This is a genomic window from Virgisporangium aurantiacum (genome assembly GCF_016863635.1).
Lineage (GTDB): Bacteria > Actinomycetota > Actinomycetes > Mycobacteriales > Micromonosporaceae > Virgisporangium > Virgisporangium aurantiacum.
Genome location: NZ_BOPG01000008.1, coordinates 67,642 through 91,361, shown reverse-complemented (window position 1 = coordinate 91,361; position 23,720 = coordinate 67,642). Strand labels below are relative to the sequence as shown.

The 23,720-nt window shown below is 71.5% G+C and carries 25 protein-coding genes and 1 tRNA gene; 17 read left to right on the top strand and 9 right to left on the bottom strand.

Features of this window, described 5'->3' with window-relative positions; translation table 11 throughout:
* Nucleotides 1–49: 49 nt before the first annotated feature.
* Nucleotides 50–655 carry a DedA family protein gene (locus Vau01_RS05690; protein ID WP_203988056.1) on the top strand — a complete coding sequence of 202 codons (606 nt, stop codon included), beginning with the start codon at nucleotides 50–52 and terminating at the stop codon, nucleotides 653–655.
* On the opposite strand, the gene Vau01_RS05685 is transcribed toward Vau01_RS05690, so the two are convergent.
* Complete coding sequence (locus Vau01_RS05685; RefSeq protein ID WP_203988054.1) at nucleotides 652–1,254, bottom strand: response regulator transcription factor; 603 nt, start codon at nucleotides 1,252–1,254, stop codon at nucleotides 652–654. The genes Vau01_RS05690 and Vau01_RS05685 overlap by 4 nt on opposite strands.
* Nucleotides 1,251–2,480: a sensor histidine kinase gene (locus Vau01_RS05680; RefSeq protein WP_203988051.1), complete on the bottom strand. Its 1,230-nt coding sequence runs from the start codon at nucleotides 2,478–2,480 to the stop codon at nucleotides 1,251–1,253. The genes Vau01_RS05685 and Vau01_RS05680 overlap by 4 nt, the downstream gene beginning before the upstream one ends.
* A gap of 148 nt (nucleotides 2,481–2,628) precedes the next feature.
* On the opposite strand from Vau01_RS05680, the gene Vau01_RS05675 reads away from it, so the two are divergent.
* The 3 genes from Vau01_RS05675 (at nucleotide 2,629) to Vau01_RS05665 (ending at nucleotide 4,597) form a co-directional block, all read left to right on the top strand.
* The gene (locus tag Vau01_RS05675) at nucleotides 2,629–3,528 is read left to right on the top strand and encodes an ABC transporter ATP-binding protein (protein WP_203988048.1); all 900 of its coding nucleotides are present in this window, start codon (nucleotides 2,629–2,631) and stop codon (nucleotides 3,526–3,528) included.
* Nucleotides 3,525–4,244 (top strand): hypothetical protein, encoded by a 720-nt coding sequence (locus Vau01_RS05670; protein ID WP_203988046.1) that lies wholly within the window; start codon nucleotides 3,525–3,527, stop codon nucleotides 4,242–4,244. The genes Vau01_RS05675 and Vau01_RS05670 overlap by 4 nt, the downstream gene beginning before the upstream one ends.
* A gap of 89 nt (nucleotides 4,245–4,333) precedes the next feature.
* Nucleotides 4,334–4,597: a DUF3040 domain-containing protein gene (locus Vau01_RS05665; protein ID WP_203988044.1), complete on the top strand. Its 264-nt coding sequence runs from the start codon at nucleotides 4,334–4,336 to the stop codon at nucleotides 4,595–4,597.
* Between the two features lie 3 nt (nucleotides 4,598–4,600).
* Here Vau01_RS05665 and Vau01_RS05660 read toward each other — a convergent pair whose 3' ends face one another.
* Nucleotides 4,601–4,855 (bottom strand): Smr/MutS family protein, encoded by a 255-nt coding sequence (locus tag Vau01_RS05660; protein ID WP_203988042.1) that lies wholly within the window; start codon nucleotides 4,853–4,855, stop codon nucleotides 4,601–4,603.
* A gap of 25 nt (nucleotides 4,856–4,880) precedes the next feature.
* Between Vau01_RS05660 and Vau01_RS05655 the strand changes: the two genes are divergently transcribed.
* The gene (locus Vau01_RS05655) at nucleotides 4,881–5,858 is read left to right on the top strand and encodes an aldo/keto reductase (protein WP_203988040.1); all 978 of its coding nucleotides are present in this window, start codon (nucleotides 4,881–4,883) and stop codon (nucleotides 5,856–5,858) included.
* Here Vau01_RS05655 and Vau01_RS05650 read toward each other — a convergent pair.
* Together Vau01_RS05650 and Vau01_RS05645 are read right to left on the bottom strand one after the other, a co-directional pair.
* A complete protein-coding gene (locus Vau01_RS05650; RefSeq protein WP_203988038.1) occupies nucleotides 5,855–6,355 on the bottom strand; it encodes a hypothetical protein in 501 nt (166 codons plus the stop codon). The genes Vau01_RS05655 and Vau01_RS05650 overlap by 4 nt on opposite strands.
* Before the next feature lie 97 nt (nucleotides 6,356–6,452).
* Entirely contained in the window at nucleotides 6,453–8,036 is a 1,584-nt protein-coding gene (locus Vau01_RS05645; RefSeq protein WP_239151333.1) for a dolichyl-phosphate-mannose--protein mannosyltransferase, read from the bottom strand.
* Between the two features lie 62 nt (nucleotides 8,037–8,098).
* On the opposite strand from Vau01_RS05645, the gene rsmI reads away from it, so the two are divergent.
* Nucleotides 8,099–8,920 carry a 16S rRNA (cytidine(1402)-2'-O)-methyltransferase gene (gene rsmI / locus Vau01_RS05640; RefSeq protein WP_203988094.1) on the top strand — a complete coding sequence of 274 codons (822 nt, stop codon included), beginning with the start codon at nucleotides 8,099–8,101 and terminating at the stop codon, nucleotides 8,918–8,920.
* Nucleotides 8,921–8,966: 46 nt separating this feature from the next.
* On the opposite strand, the gene Vau01_RS05635 is transcribed toward rsmI, so the two are convergent.
* Nucleotides 8,967–9,821 carry a hypothetical protein gene (locus Vau01_RS05635; protein WP_203988036.1) on the bottom strand — a complete coding sequence of 285 codons (855 nt, stop codon included), beginning with the start codon at nucleotides 9,819–9,821 and terminating at the stop codon, nucleotides 8,967–8,969.
* An 84-nt stretch (nucleotides 9,822–9,905) separates the two neighbouring features.
* Here Vau01_RS05635 and metG point away from each other — a divergent pair, with 84 nt between their 5' ends.
* The 7 genes from metG (at nucleotide 9,906) to Vau01_RS05600 (ending at nucleotide 17,545) form a co-directional block, all read left to right on the top strand.
* Entirely contained in the window at nucleotides 9,906–11,684 is a 1,779-nt protein-coding gene (metG, locus tag Vau01_RS05630) for a methionine--tRNA ligase (RefSeq protein WP_203988034.1), read from the top strand.
* 11 nt (nucleotides 11,685–11,695) lie between these two features.
* Nucleotides 11,696–12,472 (top strand): spermidine synthase, encoded by a 777-nt coding sequence (locus tag Vau01_RS05625; protein WP_203988031.1) that lies wholly within the window; start codon nucleotides 11,696–11,698, stop codon nucleotides 12,470–12,472.
* A 15-nt stretch (nucleotides 12,473–12,487) separates the two neighbouring features.
* Nucleotides 12,488–13,348, top strand: a complete 861-nt coding sequence (locus Vau01_RS05620) for a TatD family hydrolase (RefSeq protein WP_203988029.1) — start codon at nucleotides 12,488–12,490, stop codon at nucleotides 13,346–13,348.
* A 7-nt stretch (nucleotides 13,349–13,355) separates the two neighbouring features.
* Entirely contained in the window at nucleotides 13,356–14,231 is an 876-nt protein-coding gene (gene rsmA / locus Vau01_RS05615; RefSeq protein WP_203988026.1) for a 16S rRNA (adenine(1518)-N(6)/adenine(1519)-N(6))-dimethyltransferase RsmA, read from the top strand.
* A 112-nt stretch (nucleotides 14,232–14,343) separates the two neighbouring features.
* Complete coding sequence (locus Vau01_RS05610; protein ID WP_203988093.1) at nucleotides 14,344–15,285, top strand: 4-(cytidine 5'-diphospho)-2-C-methyl-D-erythritol kinase; 942 nt, start codon at nucleotides 14,344–14,346, stop codon at nucleotides 15,283–15,285.
* Nucleotides 15,285–17,033, top strand: coding sequence for an ABC-F family ATP-binding cassette domain-containing protein (locus Vau01_RS05605; RefSeq protein WP_203988023.1), 1,749 nt, complete (start codon nucleotides 15,285–15,287; stop codon nucleotides 17,031–17,033). Before Vau01_RS05610 ends, Vau01_RS05605 begins: the two co-directional genes overlap by 1 nt.
* Before the next feature lie 50 nt (nucleotides 17,034–17,083).
* A complete protein-coding gene (locus tag Vau01_RS05600; protein WP_203988021.1) occupies nucleotides 17,084–17,545 on the top strand; it encodes a DUF4383 domain-containing protein in 462 nt (153 codons plus the stop codon).
* Between the two features lie 21 nt (nucleotides 17,546–17,566).
* Here Vau01_RS05600 and Vau01_RS05595 read toward each other — a convergent pair whose 3' ends face one another.
* Nucleotides 17,567–18,175 carry a TetR/AcrR family transcriptional regulator gene (locus Vau01_RS05595; RefSeq protein ID WP_239151337.1) on the bottom strand — a complete coding sequence of 203 codons (609 nt, stop codon included), beginning with the start codon at nucleotides 18,173–18,175 and terminating at the stop codon, nucleotides 17,567–17,569.
* Nucleotides 18,176–18,276: 101 nt separating this feature from the next.
* Complete coding sequence (locus Vau01_RS05590) at nucleotides 18,277–19,257, bottom strand: acyl-CoA desaturase (protein WP_203988019.1); 981 nt, start codon at nucleotides 19,255–19,257, stop codon at nucleotides 18,277–18,279.
* A gap of 409 nt (nucleotides 19,258–19,666) precedes the next feature.
* Here Vau01_RS05590 and Vau01_RS05585 point away from each other — a divergent pair.
* The 4 genes from Vau01_RS05585 (at nucleotide 19,667) to Vau01_RS05570 (ending at nucleotide 22,805) form a co-directional block, all read left to right on the top strand.
* A tRNA-Gln gene (locus Vau01_RS05585) sits at nucleotides 19,667–19,738 on the top strand.
* Nucleotides 19,739–19,861: 123 nt separating this feature from the next.
* Nucleotides 19,862–21,307, top strand: a complete 1,446-nt coding sequence (glmU, locus tag Vau01_RS05580) for a bifunctional UDP-N-acetylglucosamine diphosphorylase/glucosamine-1-phosphate N-acetyltransferase GlmU (protein WP_203988017.1) — start codon at nucleotides 19,862–19,864, stop codon at nucleotides 21,305–21,307.
* Between the two features lie 64 nt (nucleotides 21,308–21,371).
* On the top strand, nucleotides 21,372–22,352 hold the full coding sequence (locus tag Vau01_RS05575; RefSeq protein WP_203988016.1) for a ribose-phosphate diphosphokinase: 981 nt from the start codon (nucleotides 21,372–21,374) through the stop codon (nucleotides 22,350–22,352).
* A gap of 57 nt (nucleotides 22,353–22,409) precedes the next feature.
* Nucleotides 22,410–22,805: a VOC family protein gene (locus Vau01_RS05570; protein WP_203988013.1), complete on the top strand. Its 396-nt coding sequence runs from the start codon at nucleotides 22,410–22,412 to the stop codon at nucleotides 22,803–22,805.
* Here Vau01_RS05570 and Vau01_RS05565 read toward each other — a convergent pair.
* Nucleotides 22,792–23,517 (bottom strand): DUF6597 domain-containing transcriptional factor, encoded by a 726-nt coding sequence (locus Vau01_RS05565; protein WP_203988011.1) that lies wholly within the window; start codon nucleotides 23,515–23,517, stop codon nucleotides 22,792–22,794. The genes Vau01_RS05570 and Vau01_RS05565 overlap by 14 nt on opposite strands.
* Between the last annotated feature and the right edge of the window lie 203 nt (nucleotides 23,518–23,720).

Below are 23,720 nucleotides of genomic sequence, written 5' to 3'. Positions count from 1 at the left end.
CGGGAGCGGCTCGGTTTGTTACCTCCGGGATGAGGGGAACGATCAGGAGATGGCGGACTGGATCAGCAGCGTGATGGATGCCCTCGGGCCGTTCGGCGTGGGCATCCTCATCGCGCTGGAGACGATCATTCCGCCGATCCCGTCCGAACTCGTCCTCCCGCTGGCCGGTTTCCGGGCCCGGGAGGGCGCGATGAACGTGATCCTGGTCTGGATCGCGGCGACCGCCGGCGGCCTGGCCGGCGCCCTGGTGCTCTACTGGCTCGGCTGGTGGCTCGGGTACGAGCGGCTGCACCGGCTCGCCGGCCGGCCGTGGTTCTTCGTGGCCAGCCAGAAGGACGTCGACCGCGGTTGCAAGCTGTTCGAGAAGAACGGCAGTTGGATCGTGGCCGCGTCGCGGTGCGTGCCGGTGCTGCGCAGCGTCGTGTCGCTACCGGCCGGCATGACCCGGATGCCGTTGGTGAAGTTCACGGTGCTCACCTCGATCGGCACCGGCGTGTGGAACGCCGCGTTCATCGCCGCCGGGTGGTTCCTGGCCGAGAAGTGGCAGGAGGTCGACCACTACATGGGGCCGGTGAGCCTCGTTGTGGTCGGGCTGATCGTGGTCGGTCTGGCGGCCCTGGCCTGGCGGCGGAGTCGCGAGAAGGTCAGGGCCTAGATCCAGCCCTCTTCCCAGGCGGTGTGCGCGGCGGCGTGCCGGGTGCTGACGCCGAGCTTGGTCATCGCCGACGACAGGTAGTTGCGCACCGTTCCCGGTGCGAGGTGCACGGCCGTCGCGATCTCGGTGACCGCCGCGCCGGTCCGGGCGGCCCGCAGCACGTCGAGTTCCCGGATGGTCAACGGGCAGGCGTCCTCGGTGAGCGCGCTCGCGGCGATGTCGGAGTCGACGTACCGGCGGCCGGCGTGCACGTCGCGGATGATCTCGGCGAGCCGCCCGGCCGGCGTGGTCTTGGGCACGAACCCGGCGACGCCGGCGGCCAGGGCGCGGCGCAGCACGGCGGGTCGGGAGTGCCGCGTCACCAGGATCACCGGGATGCCGAGCGCCGCGCGGATGCCGGTGGCGGCCTGCAGCCCGTCACCGGGTGGCATCTCCAGGTCGAGCACCGCGACCTGCGGCCGGTGCGCCAGCGCCAGGTCGACGGCGGCGGCGCTGGTCGCGGCCTGGGCGACGACGCGCAGGTCGGGCTCGAGTTCCAGGAGGGCGGCGAGGGCGCCGCGGATGAGGTCCTCGTCGTCGGCCAACAGCAAAGTGATCAACGGGACGCCGCTCCGTCCCTGGTGACAACGGGCGCGGGCACCGGAACGTGGGCCGGCAGCATCGCCGTCACCTCGAATCGGTCTTCGCCGCGTCGCCAGGAGAGCGAGCCGCCGGCGGCCTCGAACCGCTCGGCGAGGCCGGCGAGGCCGCCGCCGGAGCCGGCCGCCGACGGCGTGAGCGGCGCGTCGTTCGCCATCAGCAACCGCACCTCGGCACCGTCCCGGACCAACTCGATCTCCGCGTTCGCCGCCCGGCTGTGCCGGATGACGTTGGTGGTGGCCTCCCGCACCACGAGCCCGAGCAGCCGTTCCGCGGCCGGTGCCAACGCCGGCGGGTCGGCGTCGGACCGGGTCGCGCAGTGCACCCCGGCGGCCGCCAGCACGCGGGTCGCGTTGGCGATCTCGACGGTGAGGTTGACCGTCCGGTAGCCGTACGCCACCTCGCGGGTGTCCCGCAGCGCCTCCCGGGCCAGCGACTCGATCTCGCGCATCTCGGCGACGGCCCGGGCCGGGTCGGCCTCGACGAGCCGCGCGGCCAGTTCGCTCTTCAACGCGATCACCTGCAGGCTGTGCCCCTGGATGTCGTGCAGTTCGGCGGCGAACCGTAGCCGCTCGCCGGCCACCGCGGCCTCCCCTTCGAGCTGCCGCGCCCGGTCGGCCTGCGCCGCCACGTCCCAGAACCACACCTGCGCGGCGACGGCCGCACACGCCGCCGTCACGGCGAACGCCCCGACCACGACCGCGGGCAGTACCTCCTGGCCGGCGTTCGCCGCACCGGCCGCGCCGGCCCCGGCGGCCAGCACGGCTCCGGCGACCGCGGTGCGGAACCGGGGTAGCCCGCTGCCGGCCATGACCGCGGCGGTGAACAGGGCCGGCAGCAGCAGCCACGGCGCCGGCGGCCCGGTCGACGGCGAATACAGCGGCGCCGCCACGACGGGGGCGATCAGCGCGCCGGCGGCCGCGCATCCGAAGGCGACGCGGACCCGACGGGTCATCGGCGGCGGGCCGCCGGCCGCCACCGAAGCGATCATGAAGTGGGCGGCGACCGCGCACGACACCACCAGCGCGGCGGCCAGGACCAGCAGCACCGGCACCGCTGCCGACCGGTGCCAGAACAGTTCCATCGCCACCGGGAGGAACACCACGCCGTCGAACAGCAGCAGCGTCCACAACGTCATGTGACGCAGGTACCGCAGGCGGGCGGGGTAGGGGGCGGCGACGGTCACGCCGTCATCATCCGCCCTCGGGCGGGTTCGGGGCCAAGCCCCTGACCTGGGTTCATGACATCTGTCATGAGAGGTCGTGGAGTGCGCACACCGGGCGGTGCCCGCACGCACTACCGGGCGCACGGCGTCACCGAGAAGCTTTTGAGCCATGACGACGGACCCGGTTCTGCGGTGCGCTGGCCTGCGCTGCCGCTACGGCGACTACGAGGCGGTGCGCGGGGTCGACCTCACGGTCGGCCGCGGTGAGCTGTTCGCGCTGCTCGGCACGAACGGTGCCGGCAAGACCACGATTCTCGACACGCTGCAGGGTCACCTGCGGCCGAGCGCCGGCGAGGTGCGGGTGCTCGGCCTGGACGTCCACCGCGAGCGGCACCGGGTGGCGGCCCGCACCGGCGCGGTGATGCAGGAGTCCGGGTTCGCGCCCGGCCTGACCGTCACCGAGACCCTGACCATGTGGCAGCGCCTGTACGGCTCCTCGACGGCGCCGGCGACGCTGCTGGACGAGGTCGACCTGACCCACCGGTCCCGGGTGCGGGTGGGTGCCCTGTCCGGCGGGGAGAAGCGCCGGCTCGACCTGGCCGCGGCCCTCGTCGGCGACCCCGAACTGCTGTTCCTCGACGAACCGACGACCGGCCTGGACCCGCAGTCGCGGGAACGGGCGTGGGAGGTCATCCGGCGGCGGGTGCGGGCCGGCGTCACGGTCGTGCTGACCACCCACTACCTGGAGGAGGCGGAGGAACTGGCCGACCGGCTGGCGATCCTGCACGCCGGCCGGATCGTCACCACCGGGACGCTCGACGAGGTGGCCGCCGGCCAGCCGGCCCGCATCCGGTGCTCGCTGCCGGCCCGCCTGCACGGCGCGATGGTGCCGGGCCTGGTCGGCGAGCAGGTGTGGACCGGCGTCGGCGATCTGGAGATCCGCACCGGTGACCTGGTCGGCGACATGCAGCGGCTCTCGACCTGGGCGGAGCGGCTCGACGCGCGCCCGGAACGGTTGCGGGCGGCGCCGCCGTCGCTCGCCGAGGTGTTCAAGGAGTACAGCCGATGAAGCCCTGGGCCCTGCTTGCCGTCGCGGAACTGAAGTTGATCACCCGCAGCCCGCTCGCCGCGGGGACCGCGATCCTCGCCCCGCTCGCGATGGGGTTCGTCCTGATCGGCAACGGGCAGCTGCCCGTCGGCATGGTGGTGTCGATGCAGCTGGTGGGGCTGCTCGGGTTCACCCCGTACGCGGGGGCCACCACCACCCTCGCCGCCCGGCGGCAGCAGCTGGTGCTCAAGCGGCTGCGCACGTCGCCGGCGTCGGACCGGGCGATCATCGCCGGCCTGCTGGTGCCGCTGGCGACGCTCGTCGCGGTGCAGGCGGTGGTGCTCGTCGCCACCACGATCGCGGTCACCCGGTCGTGGCCGCACGCGTGGTGGCCGATCGGTCTCGCGTTGGTCGGCGGTACCGCGCTGGCGCTGGCGCTGGCGTTCGTCACCGCCGCGGTGACCTCCGGCGCCGAGATGGCCCAGCTGACCACGCTTCCGTTGTTCGTGGCCCTGTTCGGCGGCTCGATGTGGGTCCTGGCGACCGCGCCCGGCGAGGTGACCTGGGTGATGATGGCCGTGCCCGGCGCGGCGGTCGCGCAACTGGTCAGGTTGGGCTGGGAGGGGACCGCGCTGTCGTTCTCGACGATCGCTCCGCCGCTGGTTGCGACAGCGGTGACCGCGGCCGTGTCCGCCTGGCTGGCCGCCCGGGTCTTCCGCTGGCAGCCCCGTTCGTGAAAATCTCCCGGACGTAACTGTTGCCGAAGCGGAGTGATGTTGACCGCCGTGGGGTACATCGCGATCACCGTCAGCCGCCGGAGGACCGGATGTTGAGTGAACGCGAGCGGCACCTGCTCGAGCTGATCGAGGCCGATCTGGCCGCCGGCGACAAGCGATTCGCCGCCGCGATGCGGGCCGGCCGCCCGAAACCACCCCGCGAGTACCGCCGCACGTGGACCGTCGTGCTGGCGGTGCTCGCCGTCCTGGGCGTGGCCGCGGTGATCCTCACCGGACACTGGGCCGCCGTCCTGGTGCTGGTGGCGATCGCGGTGGTCGCGCTGATCCGGTTCGTGCGGCGTCGGCTCGACTGACGCCTATTTGTGCCGGAAGTGGATGAAGAGGCGCCCGAAGTTCTTCGAGTCCTTCTCCACCCGGTGGTAGAGCGCCTTGATCTCCTTCTGGTCGAGGAACCGCAGCACCCGCTTCTTCAGCTGGCCGGAGCCCTTGCCCGGGATGATCTCGACGAGGGTCGCCTTCTTCTGCACCGCCTCGTTGATGATCGCGTTCAGCGCGCGGTCGATGTCCTGGCCGCGGTTGAAGATGTCATGCAGGTCCAACTTCAGCTTCACCGGCCCGAGGCTAGCGTGGGGAGCCATGGAATACGTACGACTGGGCAGCAGCGGACTGAAGGTCTCCCGCGTCGCGCTGGGGATGATGAGCTTCGGTGACCCGGACCTCCGCCCGTGGAGCCTGCGGATCGGCGACGCGGAGCCGATCGTCCGGCGCGCCGTCGAAGCGGGGGTCACGTTCTTCGACACCGCCGACGTCTACAGCACCGGCGCGAGCGAGGAGATCACCGGCGCGCTGCTGGCGAAGCTGTTCGCCGGCCGCGACGACTACGTGCTGGCCACCAAAGTGTGGGGCGAGATGGGCGCCGGCCCCAACGACCGCGGGCTGAGCCGCAAGCACATCATGGCCTCGATCGACAACTCGCTGCGCCGTCTCGGCACCGACCACGTCGACCTGTACCAGGTGCACCGGTGGGATCCGGAGACGCCGGTCGAGGAGACGCTCGAGGCGTTGCACGACGTGGTCAAGGCCGGCAAGGCGCGGTACCTCGGCGCGTCGAGCATGTACGCCTGGCAGTTCGCGAAGGCGCAGTACACGGCGTCGGCGAACGGCTGGACCCGGTACGTGTCGATGCAGAACCACTACAACCTGGTGTACCGGGAGGAGGAGCGGGAGATGAACCCGTTCTGCGTCGACCTCGGCGTCGGGCTCATCCCGTGGAGCCCGCTGGCCCGGGGGCTGCTCACCGGGTCACGCTCGCGCGGCGGCGGCAAGCACACGCTGCGCGCCCGCAACGACCAGTTCGGCGACAGCCTGTACTCCGACGACGACTTCGCCGTGGTCGACGCCGTCGACGAGATCGCGGCCGGCCGCGGTGTGCCGTCGGCGCAGGTGGCGCTGGCGTGGCTGCTGCACCAGCCCGGCGTCGCGGCCCCGATCTTCGGCGCGACGAAGCTTCCCCACGTCGACGACGCCGTGGCGGCCGTGGACCTGGCCCTGGACGGGGACGAACTCAAGAAGCTGGCGGCGCCGTACCGGCCGCACGAGATCAGCGGTCACTAGTCGGGCTGCAGGCCCTGGCGCTTGCGGACCCGCTGGCGCTGTTGCCACAACATGCGATCGGTGCTGCGGCGGCCGTCGGTCGCCGCGGCGGCCGCGCGTCGCTCGTCGGTCCAGAAGCCGAGCACGCGGTCGTACCACTCCAGGGCCGCGGCCAGGGCGCCGTGGTCGGTGAGCAGTTCGCCGACCAGCTGGCACGGGCCTTCCGTCAGGGCCGGGTCGTCGGCGAGGCGCACGAGTTCGGCCTCGGCGCCGTCGCGGTCGGCCTCCTGCAGGAAGACGCCGAGCAGCTCGGCCCGCGCGAAGCAGCCCGCCTCGCCGCCGCCCTCGATGACGGTCTCCAGCAGCGATCTGCATCTCTGAAGGTCGCCGGCCAGCCACCATTGGTTGGCGGCCTCGATCAGCAGTCCGCCGGCGGTGGTGCCGGAGGTGGCCCCGGCAGCTTCGGCTTCGAGTGCGGACGCCTCTTCGGCGTGCTGGATGGCTTCAGCGCGCGGCATCCAGGGAACTTAGCGGCGTTGTCGACCTGCTGGGCGGATTGTCACGGCGTGTCATTCGCCCAAGTCAGACTGATCCCCGACGAATGTCGAAACGAAGCTAAACCCACCTCCGGCCGAGGAGCATGCGATCCCACCACGCCTCGTACGGAATCGATTCACCGACGTAGATGGGATGGAAGTACGCGAAGAACGCGGCGACGACCAGGACGTAGATCCCGATGACCACGGCGCCGATCATCCGGCGGTCGGGTGCGCCGGTGCCGGGCGGACCCGGTGGGCCCATGATCGAGCCGAGTACGTACACGACGGCGAGCACGAGGAACGGCAGCGCCGGCAGCGCGTAGAACACGAACATCGTGCGGCCGCCGTCGTAGTGGTACCAGAACCAGGGCAGCAGGCCGGCGGCCACCATGAGGCCGATCACGCCGGCCCGCTTGTCGCGCTGGGCGACGCCGAACCAGGCGAGCCCGGCCAGGGCCGGGATGAACGACCACCACAGGATCGGGTTGCCGAGCAGCAGCACCTCGGCGGCGCAGCGGTCGGAGTCGCAGGGCAGTTCGGTGCTCCAGTAGAACGCCACCGGGCGGCCCATCAGCAGCCACTGCCACGGCCACGACTGGTAGTCGTGCTTCTGGACCAGGCCGGTGTGGAACTTGTACGCGCTGACGTGGTAGTCCCACAGGTTCTTCAGCGCGCCGAGCACCGGTGTCTCGTCCTGGCCCGTCGCCGCCAGGCCGTGCCGGTTCCAGCCGTGGTCGGTGGCGAACCACCCGGTCCACGCGGCGATGTAGACCGAGAGCACGAGGACGCCCATGCCGGCCGTCCAGCCGACGGCGTTGAGCGACCCGTACAACCACGGCATGCGGGCGCCGACGGCGCGACGCAGGCCGATCTCCCAGATCACCATGATCAGGATGACCGCGGGGATGAAGAACGCGCCGCTGAGCTTCACCGAGCAGGCGCAGCCGAGGAAGAACGCGGTCGCGATCCGCCACCACGGGATGCCCAGTCGCGGGCTGTCGCCGAGCTTGAGCACGCCGCTCTCCAGGGCGGCGAGCATCCGGCGGCGGCGCTGGTCGCGGTCGAGCAGCACGCAGCCGAACGCGGCGAGCACGAACGTCATCAGGAAGATGTCGAGCAGGGCGGCCCGGGAGAGCACGAAGTGCAACCCGTCGAGCGCCATCAGCAGGCCGGCGACGCAGCCGAGAATCGTCGACCGGAACAGGCGCCGGGCGATGCGCACCAGCAGCAGGATCGACACGATGCCGAAGACCGCGGCCGAGATCCGCCACCCGAACGAGTCGTACCCGAAGATCCATTCGCCGACCGCGATGCACCATTTGCCCAACGGCGGGTGGACGACGTAGTCGCCCGAATTGTTCTCCGGCTTCCACTCGACGCCGTACCGGAGCAGCTCGTCGGCCTCGGTGGCGTAGTAGATTTCGTCGAAGATCTTGGCGTCGGGATGGCCGAGGTTGGCCAGCCGCAGGATCCCACCGATCAGTACCACGAACGCCGTGGCCAGCCACGACATCGGGTCGGCGGCCACCGTGGCCAGGCGCCCGCGCACCGTGGCCGGTAGCTCGGCGACCTCGGCCGCTGGCGGCTCGGGCGCCTCGTCGACGGCCTCCGGCGATTCGTCAAGAGGTTCGATCGCCGTGGCCGTGGTGTCGGTGGTCACCCGCCGATCGTAGGCTGCTCACATCAACGCGTGGGTGAAGGAGTGACCGGGTGCCGCTGATCATGCTCGGCGCGCCCCTGGGCAACCCCGGCGACGCGTCCACCCGCCTGCGCGCCGCGCTGCAGGAAGCCGACGTGATCGCGGCCGAGGACACCCGCCGGCTCGCCCGGCTCGCCGCCGATCTCGGAATCTCCATAACTGCGAAAACGGTCTCCTACTTCGAGGGCAACGAGGAGCGGCGCACGCCCGAACTCGTGGCGGCGCTGCGCCGGGGCGAGACCGTCGCGGTGATCACCGACGGTGGCATGCCGTCGGTGTCCGATCCCGGCTTCCGGCTGGTGCGGGCGGCGCTGGCGGAGGGCGTCGCGCTCACGTCCGTCCCCGGCCCGAGCGCCGTGACGACGGCGCTGGCACTGTCGGGACTACCGTGCGACCGGTTCTGTTTCGAGGGTTTTCCGCCGCGTAAGTCCGGCGAGCGCCGCGCCTACCTCGACGACCTGGCCGACGAGCGGCGCACGCTGGTCTTCTTCGAGTCGCCGCACCGGATCGCCGACACGCTCGCCGACCTGATCGCGGCCTTCGGCGACGACCGCCCGGCGGCGCTCGCCCGCGAACTCACCAAGACCCACGAGGAGGTGCGCCGCGCGCCGCTGGGCGACCTCGCGGCGTCCGTCGCGACGGACCCGCCGCGGGGCGAGATCACGCTGGTCGTGGGCGGGGCAGTTCCGGGCGCCGTCGTGGTGCAGGGCGCCGGTGACCTCGCGGCCGCGGTCGCCGCGCTGGAAGCAACCGGGACGCCGCGCAAAGCCGCCATCTCCGCCGTGGCGAAGGCACACGGCCGCCCGAAGCGCGACGTGTACGCCGCGGTGGTCGCCTCGCGCTGACCCGAGTGGGCGAGTTCGCGGAACGGGTCGATCGATCAGCGGCGCGTCAGTAGGTGGCCGCGAGCATCGCGGCCAGCAGGAGCAGTGGGCCGCCGAGGCTGAGCAGGGCCGCGATCCGCCGGGCCGGGCGGGTCGGTAGGCGCCGGACGGCGGTGGCGCGGACGATGCCCAGGCCGCACAGCAGGATCAGGGCGAACCCGACCAGTGCCCGGCTGTTCGGGTCGACGTCGACGTAGGCGCGGATGCCCCGGTCGGAGGTCATCCTGGCCGGTGCCGTCTGGCCGACGACGGGGGCGTCACCCATCACCGGGACGCCGTCGCGGACGAAGTCCTTGCTGGTTCCGGTGAACGTGCCGAGGCAGCGGCCGTCGGTGCACCGGGTGACGGTGACCACGCCGGGCTGGGAGTGCCCGACGGCGAGCCACAGCGGTTCGGCCGTGACCCAGGCGAAGAACGCCGACACCAGGGCCAGCAGCACCAGCGCGACCAGGCCGGCGGTCGATCCGGCGTGCGGGCCGCGTCGACCCACCCGGATTGGCGACGACGGGGGACGCACCGGCCGGCGCCCGGTGACGGCCACCGCGCTCAGCGCGCGCAGCGAGCCGACTTCCGGGTCGGTGGGCCGGTCGGAGGTGGGCCGGCCGCGTTCCTCGGCCCAGCCCTCGCTGACCAGCGGACGCCGCGGCTCCCTGATCGGGCTCCGGCGGGGCTCATGCGACTCGATTGGCTCGAACGGCTCCTCGGCCAGGTCCGCGGCGTCGAGGTGCACCTCGAGTTCGCGTGTCTCGTCGTCAAGATCGGGGGCGGCGTGGGCCGGCCCGTCGGTCGGCTGGTCGGCCGGTCCCGGCGATTCACCCAACCAGTCCGGGGTCCAGGCCGTGGTGGAGTGATCCCTGCTCATTACCCCATTGCACTACAAATGTTCCGTATGCGCAGTTAGATCCCGGCTGCGTGTTGGCACGGCCGCCTCTTAGGCTTGGGTCCCATGAGTCACGTTCTCGCCGCGGTCGCCTGGCCATATGCCAACGGACCGCGCCACATCGGTCATGTTTCCGGCTTCGGGGTGCCCTCCGACGTGTTCAGCCGGTACATGCGCATGGCCGGCCACGACGTGCTCATGGTCTCGGGCACCGACGAGCACGGCACGCCGATCCTCGTCCAGGCCGAGAAGGAGGGCGTCACCCCCCGCGAACTCGCCGACCGTTACAACCGCATGATCGTCGAAGACCTGCACGCGCTGGGTCTGAGCTACGACCTGTTCACCCGCACCACCACCCGGAACCACGCGCAGGTGGCGCAGGAGCTGTTCAGGGTCGTGCACCGGAACGGTTACATGATCGCGAAGGTCACGCAGGGCGCGATCTCGCCGTCCACCGGCCGCACCCTGCCCGACCGCTACATCGAGGGCACCTGCCCGATCTGCGGCTACGACGGCGCCCGCGGCGACCAGTGCGACAACTGCGGCAACCAGCTCGACCCGATCGACCTGATCAACCCGCGCAGCCGCATCAACGGCGAAACGCCGAAGTTCATCGAGACCGAGCACTTCTTCCTCGACCTGCCGGCGCTGGCCGACGCGCTGGGCGAGTGGCTGCGCAGCCGCACCGACTGGCGGCCCAACGTGCTGCGGTTCTCGCTGAACCTGCTCGACGACCTCAAGCCGCGGGCGATGACCCGCGACATCGACTGGGGCATCCCGGTGCCGCTGGAGGGCTGGGAGGACAACCCGGCCAAGCGGCTCTACGTGTGGTTCGACGCGGTGATCGGCTACCTGTCGGCCTCGGTCGAGTGGGCGCGCCGCCAGGGTGACCCCGAGGCGTGGCGCAAGTGGTGGACGCCCGAGGTGTCGCAGTCGTTCTACTTCATGGGCAAGGACAACATCACGTTCCACTCCCAGATCTGGCCGGCCGAGCTGCTCGCCTACAACGGCGAGGGTGCCAAGGGCGGCGAGCCCGGCGTGATGGGGAAGCTGGCGCTGCCCACCGAGGTGGTGTCGAGCGAGTTCCTCACCATGGAGGGCAAGAAGTTCTCCAGCAGCCGCTCGGTGGTGATCTTCGTGCGTGACTTCCTGTCCCGCTACGACGCCGACGCGCTGCGCTACTTCATCGCGGTCGCCGGGCCGGAGTCGAACGACACCGACTTCACCTGGGCCGAGTTCCGCCGCCGCAACAACGACGAGCTGGTGGCCGGCTGGGGCAACCTGGTCAACCGGTCGGTCTCGATGGCGCACAAGAACTTCGGCGCGGTGCCGCCGGCCGGCGAGCTCACCGAAGATGATCAGAACCTGCTGGCGGCCGTGCGCAACGGGTTCGACAGTGTCGGCAGGCTCATCGAGCGGCACCGGCAGAAGGCGGCGATCACCGAGGCGATGCGGATCGTCGGCGAGGTCAACAAGTACGTCTCCGACCAGGCGCCGTGGAAGCTGAAGGACGACCGCGACCGCCAGGGCACGGTGCTGCACGTCACGCTGCAGGCGGTCGCCGACTGCAACACCCTGCTCGCCCCGTTCCTGCCGTACTCCGCGCAGAAGGTGCACGAACTGCTCGGCAACAAGGACCTGCACACGCCGATGCCGGAGATCCGCGAGGTCGACGACCTCGACGGCGGCCCGGCCTACCCGATCCTCACCGGCGACTACACCGGTGGCGCGCGGTGGCGGTCGGTGCCGATCGAGGTCGGCCGGGAGCTGGCGGCGCCGAAGCCGGTGTTCAAGAAGCTCGACGAGTCGATCGTGGAAGAAGAGCTGGCCCGACTGGGCGGCTGAGACAAACAACGATGCACGAGGTCGAGTTCGGCGTTGCCACGATCGAACCGTGCCCGTTCCGGCCCGGCTCGTGGGTGCTGCGCGTCGACGGCGTGGCGCAGTCGTACGTCGACATCATCGAGCCGGAGCATCTGGAGTTCCCGTACATGCGGCGGGTGGCGGCGGTGTTCGACACCGTCGCGCCCGCCGGGCGTCCACTCAGGGTTCTGCATCTGGGCGGCGGCGCCTACACGCTGCCGCGCTACCTCGCCGTCACGCGGCCGGGCTCGCCGCAGGTGGTGGTGGAGCGCGACGGCAAACTCGCCGCGCTGGTCGAGCGCCTCGTGCCGCTGCCGGCTGGTGCCGGCATCGACATACAGATAGATGACGCCCGCAGCGTGGTCGAATCGACCCCGGCGGCCTCGTACGACATCGTGGTGGCCGACGCGTACGAGGCCGGTCGGATGGTCGGCAGCGTGGCGACGGTGGAGTTCGTGGCCGCCGCGTACGAGGTGCTCGCACCGGGCGGCGCGTACATCGTCAACGTCACCGACCTGCCGCCGCTGGCGTTCTCCCGGCGCCAGGTCGCCACCGTGTCCTCGCTGTTCCCCGACGTGTGCCTGATGTCCGAGCCGGGCCTGCTCACCGGCAAGCGGTACGGCAACGCGGTGATCGCCGCCCGGCGCGCGCCGAAGCGGTTGCCGGTGACCCGGCTGGTCCGCAACACCGGCGGCGCCGTGCTGCACGGCGAGGGCCTCGCCGAGTTCATGCGTGGTGCCCGCCCGCTGGTCGACGCCGACGTGGCCTGAGGGATCCTGAACGCGATGAACAGACGTAGCGGCCGTCGCGAGGGCGGCTTCCCGCCGGTCCCGCCCGCGCTCCCGGTGCCGGTGGTCGACAGCCACACCCACCTCGACATCGTCCTCGACACCGCAATCACCGGATCCGGGGCGCCGCCATCGGTCGCCGCCGCGGTTGAGGCCGCGCGGTCGGTCGGGGTCGATCGCCTGGTCCAGGTCGGTGTGGACGTGGAGACGTCGCGCTGGGGTGTCGCGACGGCCAACGAGTATCCGGAGATCGTCGCGACGGTGGCCGTGCACCCGAACGCGGCGCCGCGACTGTCCGATGTGGACGCCGCCCTGCGCGCGATCGACGAGCTGGCGGCCGATCCGCGGGTGCGTGGCATCGGCGAGACCGGGCTCGACACGTTCCGCACCGGCGACGAGGGCCGCAAGACGCAGGAGGAGAGCTTCCGCGGGCACATCGAGATCGCCAAGCGGCACGGCAAGCCGCTGGTGATCCACGACCGTGACGCGCACACCGACATCCTGCGGGTCCTCGACGAGACCGGTGCCCCGGACGTGGTGGTGATGCACTGCTTCTCCGGCGACGTCGACTTCGCCCGCGAGTGCGTCCGCCGCGGGTTCGTGCTCAGCTACGCCGGCGTCGTGTCGTTCGCGAACGCCACGTCGTTGCGGGTCGCGGCGGCCGCGACGCCGCTCGACCGGATCCTGGTGGAGACCGACGCGCCGTACCTCACGCCGGCGCCGCACCGCGGGCGGCCGAACGCGCCGTACCTGATCCCGCTCACCGTGCGGGCCCTGGCCGAGGCGACCGGCACCGCCGTCGAGCCGTTGTGCGAGGCGATCTCCGCCAACGGCGAGCGGGTCTTCGGACCATGGTGAAGGCACCGTGAGTTCCCTCCTGGGCCCGGCCGACATCCGGACGCTCGCCGCCCGGCTCGGGGTGCGGCCGACGAAGACGCTCGGGCAGAACTTCGTCCACGACCCCAACACGGTGCGGCGCATCGTGCGCGCCGCGGAACTGGCGCCCACCGACGTCGTGCTGGAGGTCGGCCCCGGGCTGGGGTCGCTGACGCTGGCGCTGCTCCCCGAGGCGGCCCACGTGCACGCGGTCGAGCTCGATCCGGTCCTCGCGTCCGCGCTCGCCGCGACCGTCGCCGACCGGGCGCCCGACCACGCCGACCGGCTGACCGTCCACAGTGGAGACGCCAAGCGGGTGGCGGCGGCCGACCTCGTGCCGGCGCCGACCGCGCTGGTGGCGAACCTGCCGTACAACGTCGCGGTGCCGGTGGTGCTGAACCTGCTCGCCGCGCTGCCGACGCTGGCCTCGGGGCTGGTGATGGTGCAGAAGGAGGTGGCCGACCGGCTCACCGCCGAACCCGGGTCGCGCACCTACGGCATCCCGACCGCCAAGCTCGCCTGGTACGCCGACGCCCGTCCCGCGGGCCGGGTGCCGCCCGCCGTCTTCTGGCCGGTGCCGAACGTCGACAGCGGGCTGGTCAGGTTCGTCCGGCACGACCCGCCACCGGGCGACCGGGAGCGCACGTTCGCCGTCGTCGACGCCGCGTTCGCCCAGCGACGCAAGACGCTGCGGTCGGCGCTGGCCGGCTGGGCCGGCGGACCCGACCGGGCGGAGAAGGCGCTGGTCACCGCCGGAATCGACCCCGGCCTGCGGGGCGAGGCGCTCACGATCACCCAGTTCGCCGCCATCGCCGCCGCCGCTCCCGCCGCGCCCGCGGGCAGCGGGTATGGTCGGCGTTCGTGACCGAGCGAAGCGAGGGCACCATTCAGCCCAGTGAAGGCGAATCGCTCGCGAAGCGAGCGGATCGCCTGTACGGGCGCGCCTCGCGGAGCGAGGCACGCCCGTGACGGAGCCGCTGGACGAGGCCGAGCGCGAGCGTCCCCGGCTGGGGCGGGCCGCGCCGGTCCGGGTGCGCGTGCCCGCGAAGATCAACCTGCACCTGCGCGTCGGTGACCTGCGTCCCGACGGCTTCCACGAGCTCAGCACCGTCTACCACGCGGTGAGCCTCTACGACGAGATCACCGCCCGGTCCGGCGACACCCTCACGCTGACGATGGAGGGTGAGGGTGCCGGGCACCTGCCCCTCGACGAGTCCAACCTGGCCATCCGGGCGGCCCGGCTGCTGGCCGAGCACACCGGGCGGCCCCCGTACGCCCGGCTGCACCTGCGCAAGAACATCCCGATCGCGGGCGGGCTCGCCGGCGGCAGCGCCGACGCCGCCGCCGCGCTGGTGGCCTGCGACGCGCTGTGGAACACCGGGCTGACCCGCGACCACCTCGCCGACATCGCGGCCGAGATCGGCTCCGACGTGCCGTTCCTGGTGCTCGGCGGCACCGCGCTGGGCACCGGCCGGGGCGAGCGGGTGTCGCCCGTGCTGGCACCCGGCCACACCTGGCACTGGGTGCTCGCGTTCGCCGACGACGGGCTGTCGACGCCCGAGGTCTACGCCGAGATCGACCGGCGCCGGGCCAACGGCATCGCCGACGCGGTGGCCGGCGAGGCCGACATGCTGCTCGCCGCGCTCCGGCAACGCGATCCGGAGATCCTCGCCGCCACGCTCGTCAACGACCTGCAGGCGCCGGCGCTCGCCTTGCGGCCCGAGCTGATGCGCACGCTGATGGCCGCCGACGACGTCGACGCGCTCGCCGGCGTCATCTCCGGTTCCGGACCGACGTGCGTGTTCCTGGCCGCCGACTCCCGGCACGCGGCGGCGATCGCGGCCAGCCTGGAGCGGTCCGGCGTCTGCCGCTCCACCGCCACCGTGACCGGGCCGGTAGCGGGGGCCCGGGTCGTCTGATGGTCAACGTGATCAACCTGGACCGCGTGTCCAAGGCCTACCCCGACTCGGCCCTGCTGGAGTCGGTGTCGCTCGGGCTCGACGAGAACGACCGGGTCGGCGTCGTCGGCCTCAACGGCGCGGGCAAGACCACGCTGCTGCGCCTGCTCGCCGCCGACGACGAACCCGATACGGGACGCGTGACGCACCGTCGCGACCTGCGCGTGGCCACCCTGCCGCAGCAACTGGTGCTGCCGGCCGGGGCGAGCGTGCGCGACGTGGTGATCGGCGCCGCCTGGCTGCCGGCCGGCTTCGCCGCCGAGCACGAGTGGGCCGGCGACGCCGCCGTGCGCACGGTGCTCGACGGGCTCGGCCTCGACCGGCTCGGGCTCGACTCCACGGTCGGGCCGATGTCCGGCGGGGAACGGCGGCGGGTCGCGCTCGCGGCGCTGCTCGTCCGCGCGTCCGATGTTCTTGTTCTCGACGAACCGACCAACCATCTGGACCTCGCCGGTGTGCGCTGGCTCGCCGACCACCTCGCGCGGAGACGCGGCGCGCTCGTCGTGGTGACGCACGACCGCTGGTTCCTCGACGCGGTGTGCACCACGACGTGGGAGGTCGGCGGCGGAACCGTGCGCGCGTACGAGGGCGGCTACGCGGCGTGGGTGCTGGCCCGGGCCGAGCGCGAGCGGGTCGCGGCCGCGACTGAGGCGCGCCGGCAGAACCTGCTGCGCAAGGAGATCGCGTGGTTGCGGCGCGGGCCGCCGGCGCGCACGTCGAAGCCCAAGTTCCGGATCGACGCGGCCAACGCGCTGATCGCCGACGTTCCGCCGGCGCGGGACACCGTGACGCTGCACAAGCTGGCGACGGCGCGGCTCGGGAAGCAGGTGTACGAGCTGTCGGACGTGTCGGTGGCGTTCTCGGCGCGGCCGATTCTGTCCACTGTGGACTGGCTGGTCGGGCCGGGTGACCGGATCGGGCTGCTCGGTGCGAACGGCAGCGGCAAGTCGACGCTGTTGCGGGTGCTCGCCGGGACGGTTCCGCCGGATGCCGGTTCCGTCCGGGTCGGCTCGACGGTGCGGCCGGCGTTCCTGTCGCAGGAGCTGGGCGAGCTGCCGTTGGGCCTGCGGGTGCTGGAGGCGGTCGAGGAGATCGCCCGGCGGGTGGTGCTCGGCAAGCGGGAGATCTCCGCCGCCCAGCTCGCCGAGGAGTTCGGGTTCACCGACCGTCGCCTGTGGACGGTCGTCGGCGACCTCTCCGGTGGCGAGCGGCGCCGGCTGCAACTGCTGCGGCTGCTGGCCGTCGAGCCCAACGTGCTCCTGCTCGACGAGCCGACCAACGACCTCGACATCGACACGCTGGCCGCGCTGGAGGACCTGCTCGACTCCTGGCCGGGCACGCTCGTGGTGGCGTCGCACGACCGGTACCTGCTGGAACGCGTCTGCGACCGGATGATCGGCATGTTCGGCGACGGCCGGCTGCGCGACCTGCCGGGGGGCGTCGACGAGTACCTGTCGCTGCTGGCGCCCGCCGCGGAATCGCCGGCCGCTTCGCGGGCGGCGCGGGCCGACTCGCGGGCGGCGCAGAAGGAGCTGGCGCGGCTGGAACGGCTGGTCGACCGGCTGACGCAGCGGGAGGAGAAGCTGCACGGGCAGCTGGCGCTCCACGCCACCGACTACGAGAAGGTGGCCGCGCTCGACCAGGAGCTCCGCGACGTCAAGGCCGAGCGGGAGGCCGCGGAAGAGGCCTGGCTGCACGCTGCGGAATGAATCTCGACCCGGCGCCGCGCGGTGGCGCCGGGTACGCAAGAATCTGAACCATGTACCTGGCACACATCCCGATCAACCACCACCTGCGGGGCCTCTACCGTGCGGTCGCCGGGCTGAGCGGCCTGTACCTGGTGGCGCTGGGGATCTACGGCATCGTCGAGACCAGCGGGCTCGAGCTGTTCGCCCAGGACGACCTGCCCGAGGTGTGGAAGCAGCAGCTCAACCCGGCCAGCGCCGGCATGCTGCTGGTGCTCGGCGGCATCGTCGTGATCGTCACCGCCCTCGGCCGCAACCTCGACCACTTCGGCAACTTCTGGATCGGGCAGATCCTGATCCTGTCGGCGCTGCTGTCGATGGCGGTGGAGCGGACCGACGCCAACGTGCTCGGCTTCAACATGACCTCGATCATCGTGGTCATGGTGGTGGGCGTGTTCATCCTCACCGCCAGCATGTACGCCAAGGTCGGGCGGTCCGAGCAGCACCACGAGTCGCCCGAGCGCGTCCACGCCTGAGGGCCCGACGGCCGGTAGCTCCTACCGGCCGCTCGTCCGCCTGGTCACCAGGCCCGGCTTCGCCTCCAGGTGCGACAGGCCGTTCCACGCCAGGTTCACGAGGTGCGCCGCCACCGTCTCCTTGCGGGGCTTGCGCACCTCCAGCCACCAGCGACCGGTCAACGCGACCATCCCCACCAGCGCCTGCGCGTACAGCTCGGCCAGCTTCGGGTCGTAGCCCCGCGTCTTGAACTCCGCGCCCAGGATGTGCTCCACCTGGTGCGCGATGTCGTTGAGGACGCTGGAGAAGTTGCCGGTCGCCGACATCACCGGCGACTCGCGGACCAGCACCCGGAACCCGTCGGTCTCGCCCTCGATGTAGTCGAGCAGGGCCAGTGCCGCCTGCTCCAGCAGCTCGTGCGGGTGCCCCGCGGTCAGCGCCGTCGCGATGTGGTGCAGCAACGCCCGCACCTCACGGTCGACGACGACCGCGTACAGCCCCTCCTTGCCACCGAAGTGCTCGTACACCACGGGCTTGGACACCTTCGCGCGGGCCGCGACCTCCTCGACGGAGGTGGCGTCGAACCCCTTCTCCGCGAACAACTGCCGGCCGATCAGGATGAGCTGTTCCCGGCGCTGGGCCGAGGACATCCGCACCCGGCTGTTCTTCGGTGGGGGCACCGCCTTCGGTGGCGGGATGCCGGCCGTAGGAGGAGGTGCGGGTTCGCTGGACTCGCTCTGGTACCCGTCGGTCACTTACTCATCGTGCCAGTGCCGGCGAGCCGTTTCGCATCCAACCGGTCCGCCTTGGGCCAGCGGACGTTGGATACCCACCCCAGCTTCTCGAACAGCCAGATCACCCGGGCGTTGATATCGATCTGACCTTTGTCGACGCCGTGCCGGGCGCAGGTCGGGTCGGCGTGATGCAGGTTGTGCCAACTTTCGCCGAACGACAGGATCGCCAGCGGCCAGAAGTTCGACGCCTTGTCGCCCTCGCGGGTCTCGAACGGACGTTCGCCGTAGACGTGGCACACCGAGTTGATCGACCAGGTGACGTGGTGCAGCAGCGCGATCCGCACCAGGCCGGCCCAGAAGAAGCCGGCCAGGGCGCCCTGCCACGACCAGGTCACCAGGCCACCGATGATGCCGGGCAGCGCCGCCGACGCCGTCACGATCAACGGGAACGCCTTGTCGATGCGCCGGATGTCCTTGTCGGCCAGCAGGTCGGGCGCGAACCGGGCGGGGTTCGACAGGTCGCGGTGGAACAGCCAGCCCACGTGGGCGTACAGCAGGCCCTTGGTGAGACCCCAGAAGCTCTCGCCGAACCGCCACGGCGAGTGCGGGTCACCCTCGCGGTCGGAGAAGGCGTGGTGCCGGCGGTGGTCGGCCACCCACTGGGTCGGCGATCCCTCGATGGCCAGCGAGCCGGCCAGCGCCAGCGCGATGCGCAGCGGGCGGACGGCCTTGAACGAGCCGTGCGTCAGGTAGCGGTGGAAGCCGGTGCCGATGCCGATGCCGCCCACGACGTAGAAGAACAGGAACATCACGACGTCGACCCAGCTCAGCCCCCATCCCCAGGCGACGGGGACGGCGGCGACCAGCGCGACGAACGGGATCGCCACGAACGCCCACAGCGCGATGAGGATGCCGCGGGACTGCTTACCGGTGGTCAGGGCCTTCGGCCCGGCATCGGGCGCGGGCGGCGGCGGGGTCGGTTCGAGTACGGCGGTCACTGGCACCTCGCTGAGTCCTGGGTTTGGGTACGGGTCGACCGGTCAGCCGGTCGGGGTGGACCGAGGCTGGCCTGAGATGTGGAGAACTGGCCGGATGTGTGTGGCGGCGGTCTGCCTGCCGTGCTTGTGGGCCCCGTGGTGCTGGCATGTCGTGGTCGTTGCGGGCCCTGCATGTCGCGGCGGCCGTCCCCGCGTGACGTGGGTTTCAGGACCCCGCCACACCGGCTACGCCTACGTCACCGTAACCTACGCAACCGTAGCTTTCCAAGAACCCGACATGCCACGTTTCGTCGTACGTGCGTTCTAAATCCCGGTCGCCCGAGGGCCACCCTTCCTACCCGGCTTTGCATCGACCAAACGGGTAAGGCTTCGCTTCGTCGGAAGAGATTCGATACGCTTACGACCTCGTTCGGCCGTGGTGTAATTGGCAGCACAGCGCCCTTTGGAGGCGTTTGTCAAGGTTCGAGTCCTTGCGGCCGAGCTTCACTTTTTGTCTGAATCGGTTAATCCGTCCGGGTCGCCGATGGGCAGCCACTCCCGAGTCGCGCATTCCGCGCTGGCTACCATGGCCGAGGTTCCTGCTGGCTCAGTCGAGGGAGCGCGCATGCGCACCGTGATCGTCCTCGCCGCAGGCGTGGGGAAGCGGATGAAGTCCGACCTACCCAAGGTCCTGCACCCCGTTCTCGGCCGTACCCTCGTTGGGCACGTGCTGGCTGCGGTCGACACTGCATTGCCCGGGTCCCGCGTGCTGGTGGTGATCGGCCGGGGGGCCGAACGCGTCGCCGAGCACGTGGCCGACGTGGCCCCGAGCGCCGGCACGGTGCTGCAGGCCGAGCAGAAGGGCACCGGTCATGCGGTGCGCGTCGCGCTCGAAGAGGTGCCTGACAGCGCCGGTCCGATCATCGTGCTCAACGGTGACCTGCCGATGATCACCCCGGACACGCTCCGGGCGCTGGTCGAGGGTCACGAGGCGGCGAAGGCGGGAGCCACCCTGCTCACCGCCGCCGTGGCCGATCCCATGGGTGCCGGCCGCATCGTCCGGACCGCCGACGGGGCGGTGGCGCGCATCGTCGAGAAGCGCGACGCGTCCCCCGAGGAACTGGCGATCAACGAGATCAACGCCGGCGCGTACGCGTTCGACGGCGGGGCGTTGCGGGAGATGCTCGGCAAGATCTCCACCGACAACGATCAGGGTGAGGAGTATCTCACCGACGTGGTCGGGCTGATGGTCTCCGGCGGCTGGCCGGTGCGGGCGTACCGCACCGACGACCCCGACGAGACCATGGGCGCCAACGACCGGGTGGAGCTCGCGACGCTCCGCGCGGTGATGCGCGACCGGGTCAACGCGCAGTGGATGCGCGCCGGTGCCGGCATCGTCGACCCGGCCACCACCTGGATCGACGTCACCGTCCGGATCGAACCCGACGCGACGATCGAGCCGAACACGCACCTGCGCGGGGCGTCGCACGTGGCAGCGGGGGCAACCGTGGGGCCCGACACGAGCCTGATCGACACCACCGTCGGTGCCGGCGCGGCCGTGGTGCGGGCGCACGCCGTCCAGGCCGAGATCGGTGCCGGCGCGAACGTCGGCCCGTACGCCTACCTGCGGCCGGGCACGGTGCTGGCGCCCACCGCGAAGGTCGGCACGTTCGTGGAGACGAAGAACGCCAAGGTCGGTGAGGGCGCCAAGATTCCGCACCTTTCGTACATCGGTGATGCGACGATCGGTGAGCATTCGAACGTTGGCGCCGCAACGGTTACCGTCAACTATGACGGGGTACGGAAACATCACACCGTGATCGGTGCGCATGCCCGGACCGGTGCTGACAACATGTTCGTTGCACCGGTCGAGGTCGGCGACGGCGCCTACACCGCGGCCGGCAGCGTGATCGTCAACGATGTGCCACCGGGAGCGCTCGGCATCGCGCGCGGGGTCCAGCGGAACATCGACGGCTGGGTCGCCCTGCGGCGGCCGGGTACCCCCGCGGCGAAGGCCGCTGAGGCGGCCGGTGCGGACGCGACCGGATCCAACGAGCAACAGACGGGCTGACCAGATGACGGTGACGGACGTGCCCCGGCAGGACACGGGCGCGAGTCGGGGAGCGAGCCGATCGATGAGCAGCATTCAGGCCGAGAACCGTAAGTCGCTGATGCTGTTCAGCGGGCGGGCGTTTCCGGAGTTGGCCGAGGAGATCGGCGGCGTGCTCGGCGTCCAGCCGACCCCGATGGACGCGTACGACTTCGCCAACGGCGAGATCTTCGTGCGGTACCGGGAGTCGGTGCGCGGGTGCGACGCGTTCGTCGTCGAGTCGATGTCGTCGCCGGTGAACAAGTGGATGATGGAGTCGCTGATCATGGTCGACGCGCTCAAGCGCGGCTCGGCCAAGCGCATCACCGTCGTCCTGCCGTTCTACCCGTACGCGCGGCAGGACAAGAAGCACAAGGGACGCGAGCCGATCTCGGCGCGCCTGATGGCCGACCTGTACAAGACGGCCGGTGCCGACCGCATCCTCACCGTCGACCTGCACACCGCGCAGGTGCAGGGCTTCTTCGACGGCCCGGTCGACCACCTGTTCGCGATGAACCTGCTGGCCGAGTACGTCGAGGAGAAGTGGGGCGACCGGCCGATCACGGTCGTCGCGCCCGACTCCGGCCGGGTACGGGTGGCCGAGCGCTGGACCGACCGGTTGGGCGGCTGCCCGCTGGCGTTCATCCACAAGACGCGTGACCCGATGAAGCCGAACCAGATCGTCGCCAACCGCGTGGTCGGCGACGTCGAGGGCCGGGTCTGCATCATCGTCGACGACATGATCGACACCGGCGGCACGATCGTGCGGGCCGCGGAGATCCTGTTCGACGAGGGCGCCGCCGACGTGGTGGTGGCCGCCACGCACGCGATCCTGAGCGACCCCGCCACCGAGCGCCTGCACAACAGCAAGATCAGCGAGGTCGTCGTGACGAACACGCTGCCCCTGCCGGAGCAGAAGCGGCTCGACAAGATCACCATGCTGTCGATCGCGCCGCTGCTCGCCCGGGCGATCCGCGAGGTCTTCGACGACGGTTCCGTCACCACGCTGTTCGGTGGCCTGAGCTAGCCCGGCCCGTCCGATTCCTTCAAGCCGGCCGGCCGCGCGGCGAATAGCGTGGACGGCATGGCACCTACCTTCGATGTGATCAATGTCGTCGTCGCCGACATGGGCAAGGCGCTCGCGTTCTACCGGCGGCTCGGCCTGGACATCCCGGCCGACGCCGACGGCGAACCGCACGTGGAATGCGCATTCCCCGGTGGGCTGCGGTTGTGCTGGGACACGGTCGCGACGATCGTGAGTTTCCACCCCGGCTTCACCATGCCGACCGGGCCGGGCCGGATCGGCCTCGCGTTCCGGTGCGACTCGCCGGCCGAGGTCGACAGCACGTACGCCGACCTCGTCGGTGCCGGCTATTCGAGCGAACTCGAACCGTTCGACGCGTTCTGGGGCCAGCGGTACGCGACCGTCCTCGACCCCGACGGCAACGGCGTCGACCTGTACGCACCTACTGGCGGCTGAGCCGTCCGAACGGGACGCCGGCCAGCGCCCGCACCTCGCGGGTGAGATGGGCCTGGTCGGCGTACCCGGTGGTCGCCGCGACGAGAGCGGCCGGCACCGAGGCCGGCATCGCCAGGGCCCGCTGCATCCGCCGGATCCGGCCCAGCGTCTTCGCCCCGTAGCCGAACGCCGCCAGGCAGCGCCGGTGCAGTTGCCGCTCGCTGAGCGCGAGGTCGGCCGCGATCTCGTGGACGCTGCGTCCGGCGTCGATCCGTTCGACCACGCGGGCCGCCACCGGGTCGGGACCGGCCGCCTCAAGCCGGGCGCCCGCCACCCGTTCGAGCGCGCCGGCGATGTCGCCGGCCGCCGCGGCGTCGGTGATCCGACGGACCTCCGCCGGCGACCACACGTCGGCCAGCGGGACCCGTTGGTTGACCAGTTCGGTGGCCGGCACCCCGAACACCGCCGGGCCGACGCCGGGCGGGAACCGCAGCCCCACGTACGAACCGCCGACGCCCACCGGCCCGACGAACGCCTCCCGGTCGGGGCCGGCGATCAGCAGCCCGCCGTCGTGCCAGATGAGGTCCATGCAGCCGTCGGGCAGGATCCGGCCGGGCGACGTTCGACGCGTCCGGCGCCGCCACACGACGGCCCCGGCGACGCGCGACGCCCGCTCGCGGTATGGAAGATCCGCCACCCCACCAGCATCCACCGACCGGTGGACCGCCGCCATGTTGAGCCCGGTTTCTCGCCCGGGGCATGGCTCGGGTAGGCTAGTGCGGTTGCCACGGCGAGGGTGCCCCGTGGGCCAAAGCATCTGCTTGGTTGGATCGGCTCGGTCGGCACCGTGATCGACGCGGTGCTCCGGGCGATGCCGGTTCGACGGCCCGCCACGCACCCCTCTCCCGAGCACCGCTGACCGTACTCGAACCATGA

Excerpts from the sequence above, each read along its gene's own strand:
- Vau01_RS05595 (WP_239151337.1), bottom strand. The coding sequence starts at position 18,175 with ATGTCCTCGGCCCAGCGCCGGGAACAGCTCATCCTGATCGGCCGGCAG.
- glmU (WP_203988017.1), top strand. The coding sequence starts at position 19,862 with ATGCGCACCGTGATCGTCCTCGCCGCAGGCGTGGGGAAGCGGATGAAG.
- Vau01_RS05575 (WP_203988016.1), top strand. The coding sequence starts at position 21,372 with ATGAGCAGCATTCAGGCCGAGAACCGTAAGTCGCTGATGCTGTTCAGC.
- Vau01_RS05665 (WP_203988044.1), top strand. The coding sequence starts at position 4,334 with ATGTTGAGTGAACGCGAGCGGCACCTGCTCGAGCTGATCGAGGCCGAT.
- Vau01_RS05620 (WP_203988029.1), top strand. The coding sequence starts at position 12,488 with ATGAACAGACGTAGCGGCCGTCGCGAGGGCGGCTTCCCGCCGGTCCCG.
- Vau01_RS05570 (WP_203988013.1), top strand. The coding sequence starts at position 22,410 with ATGGCACCTACCTTCGATGTGATCAATGTCGTCGTCGCCGACATGGGC.
- Vau01_RS05675 (WP_203988048.1), top strand. The coding sequence starts at position 2,629 with ATGACGACGGACCCGGTTCTGCGGTGCGCTGGCCTGCGCTGCCGCTAC.
- Vau01_RS05690 (WP_203988056.1), top strand. The coding sequence starts at position 50 with ATGGCGGACTGGATCAGCAGCGTGATGGATGCCCTCGGGCCGTTCGGC.
- Vau01_RS05625 (WP_203988031.1), top strand. The coding sequence starts at position 11,696 with ATGCACGAGGTCGAGTTCGGCGTTGCCACGATCGAACCGTGCCCGTTC.
- metG (WP_203988034.1), top strand. The coding sequence starts at position 9,906 with ATGAGTCACGTTCTCGCCGCGGTCGCCTGGCCATATGCCAACGGACCG.
- Vau01_RS05635 (WP_203988036.1), bottom strand. The coding sequence starts at position 9,821 with ATGAGCAGGGATCACTCCACCACGGCCTGGACCCCGGACTGGTTGGGT.
- rsmI (WP_203988094.1), top strand. The coding sequence starts at position 8,099 with ATGCTCGGCGCGCCCCTGGGCAACCCCGGCGACGCGTCCACCCGCCTG.
- Vau01_RS05650 (WP_203988038.1), bottom strand. The coding sequence starts at position 6,355 with ATGCCGCGCGCTGAAGCCATCCAGCACGCCGAAGAGGCGTCCGCACTC.
- Vau01_RS05670 (WP_203988046.1), top strand. The coding sequence starts at position 3,525 with ATGAAGCCCTGGGCCCTGCTTGCCGTCGCGGAACTGAAGTTGATCACC.
- Vau01_RS05605 (WP_203988023.1), top strand. The coding sequence starts at position 15,285 with ATGGTCAACGTGATCAACCTGGACCGCGTGTCCAAGGCCTACCCCGAC.
- Vau01_RS05600 (WP_203988021.1), top strand. The coding sequence starts at position 17,084 with ATGTACCTGGCACACATCCCGATCAACCACCACCTGCGGGGCCTCTAC.
- Vau01_RS05655 (WP_203988040.1), top strand. The coding sequence starts at position 4,881 with ATGGAATACGTACGACTGGGCAGCAGCGGACTGAAGGTCTCCCGCGTC.
- Vau01_RS05565 (WP_203988011.1), bottom strand. The coding sequence starts at position 23,517 with ATGGCGGCGGTCCACCGGTCGGTGGATGCTGGTGGGGTGGCGGATCTT.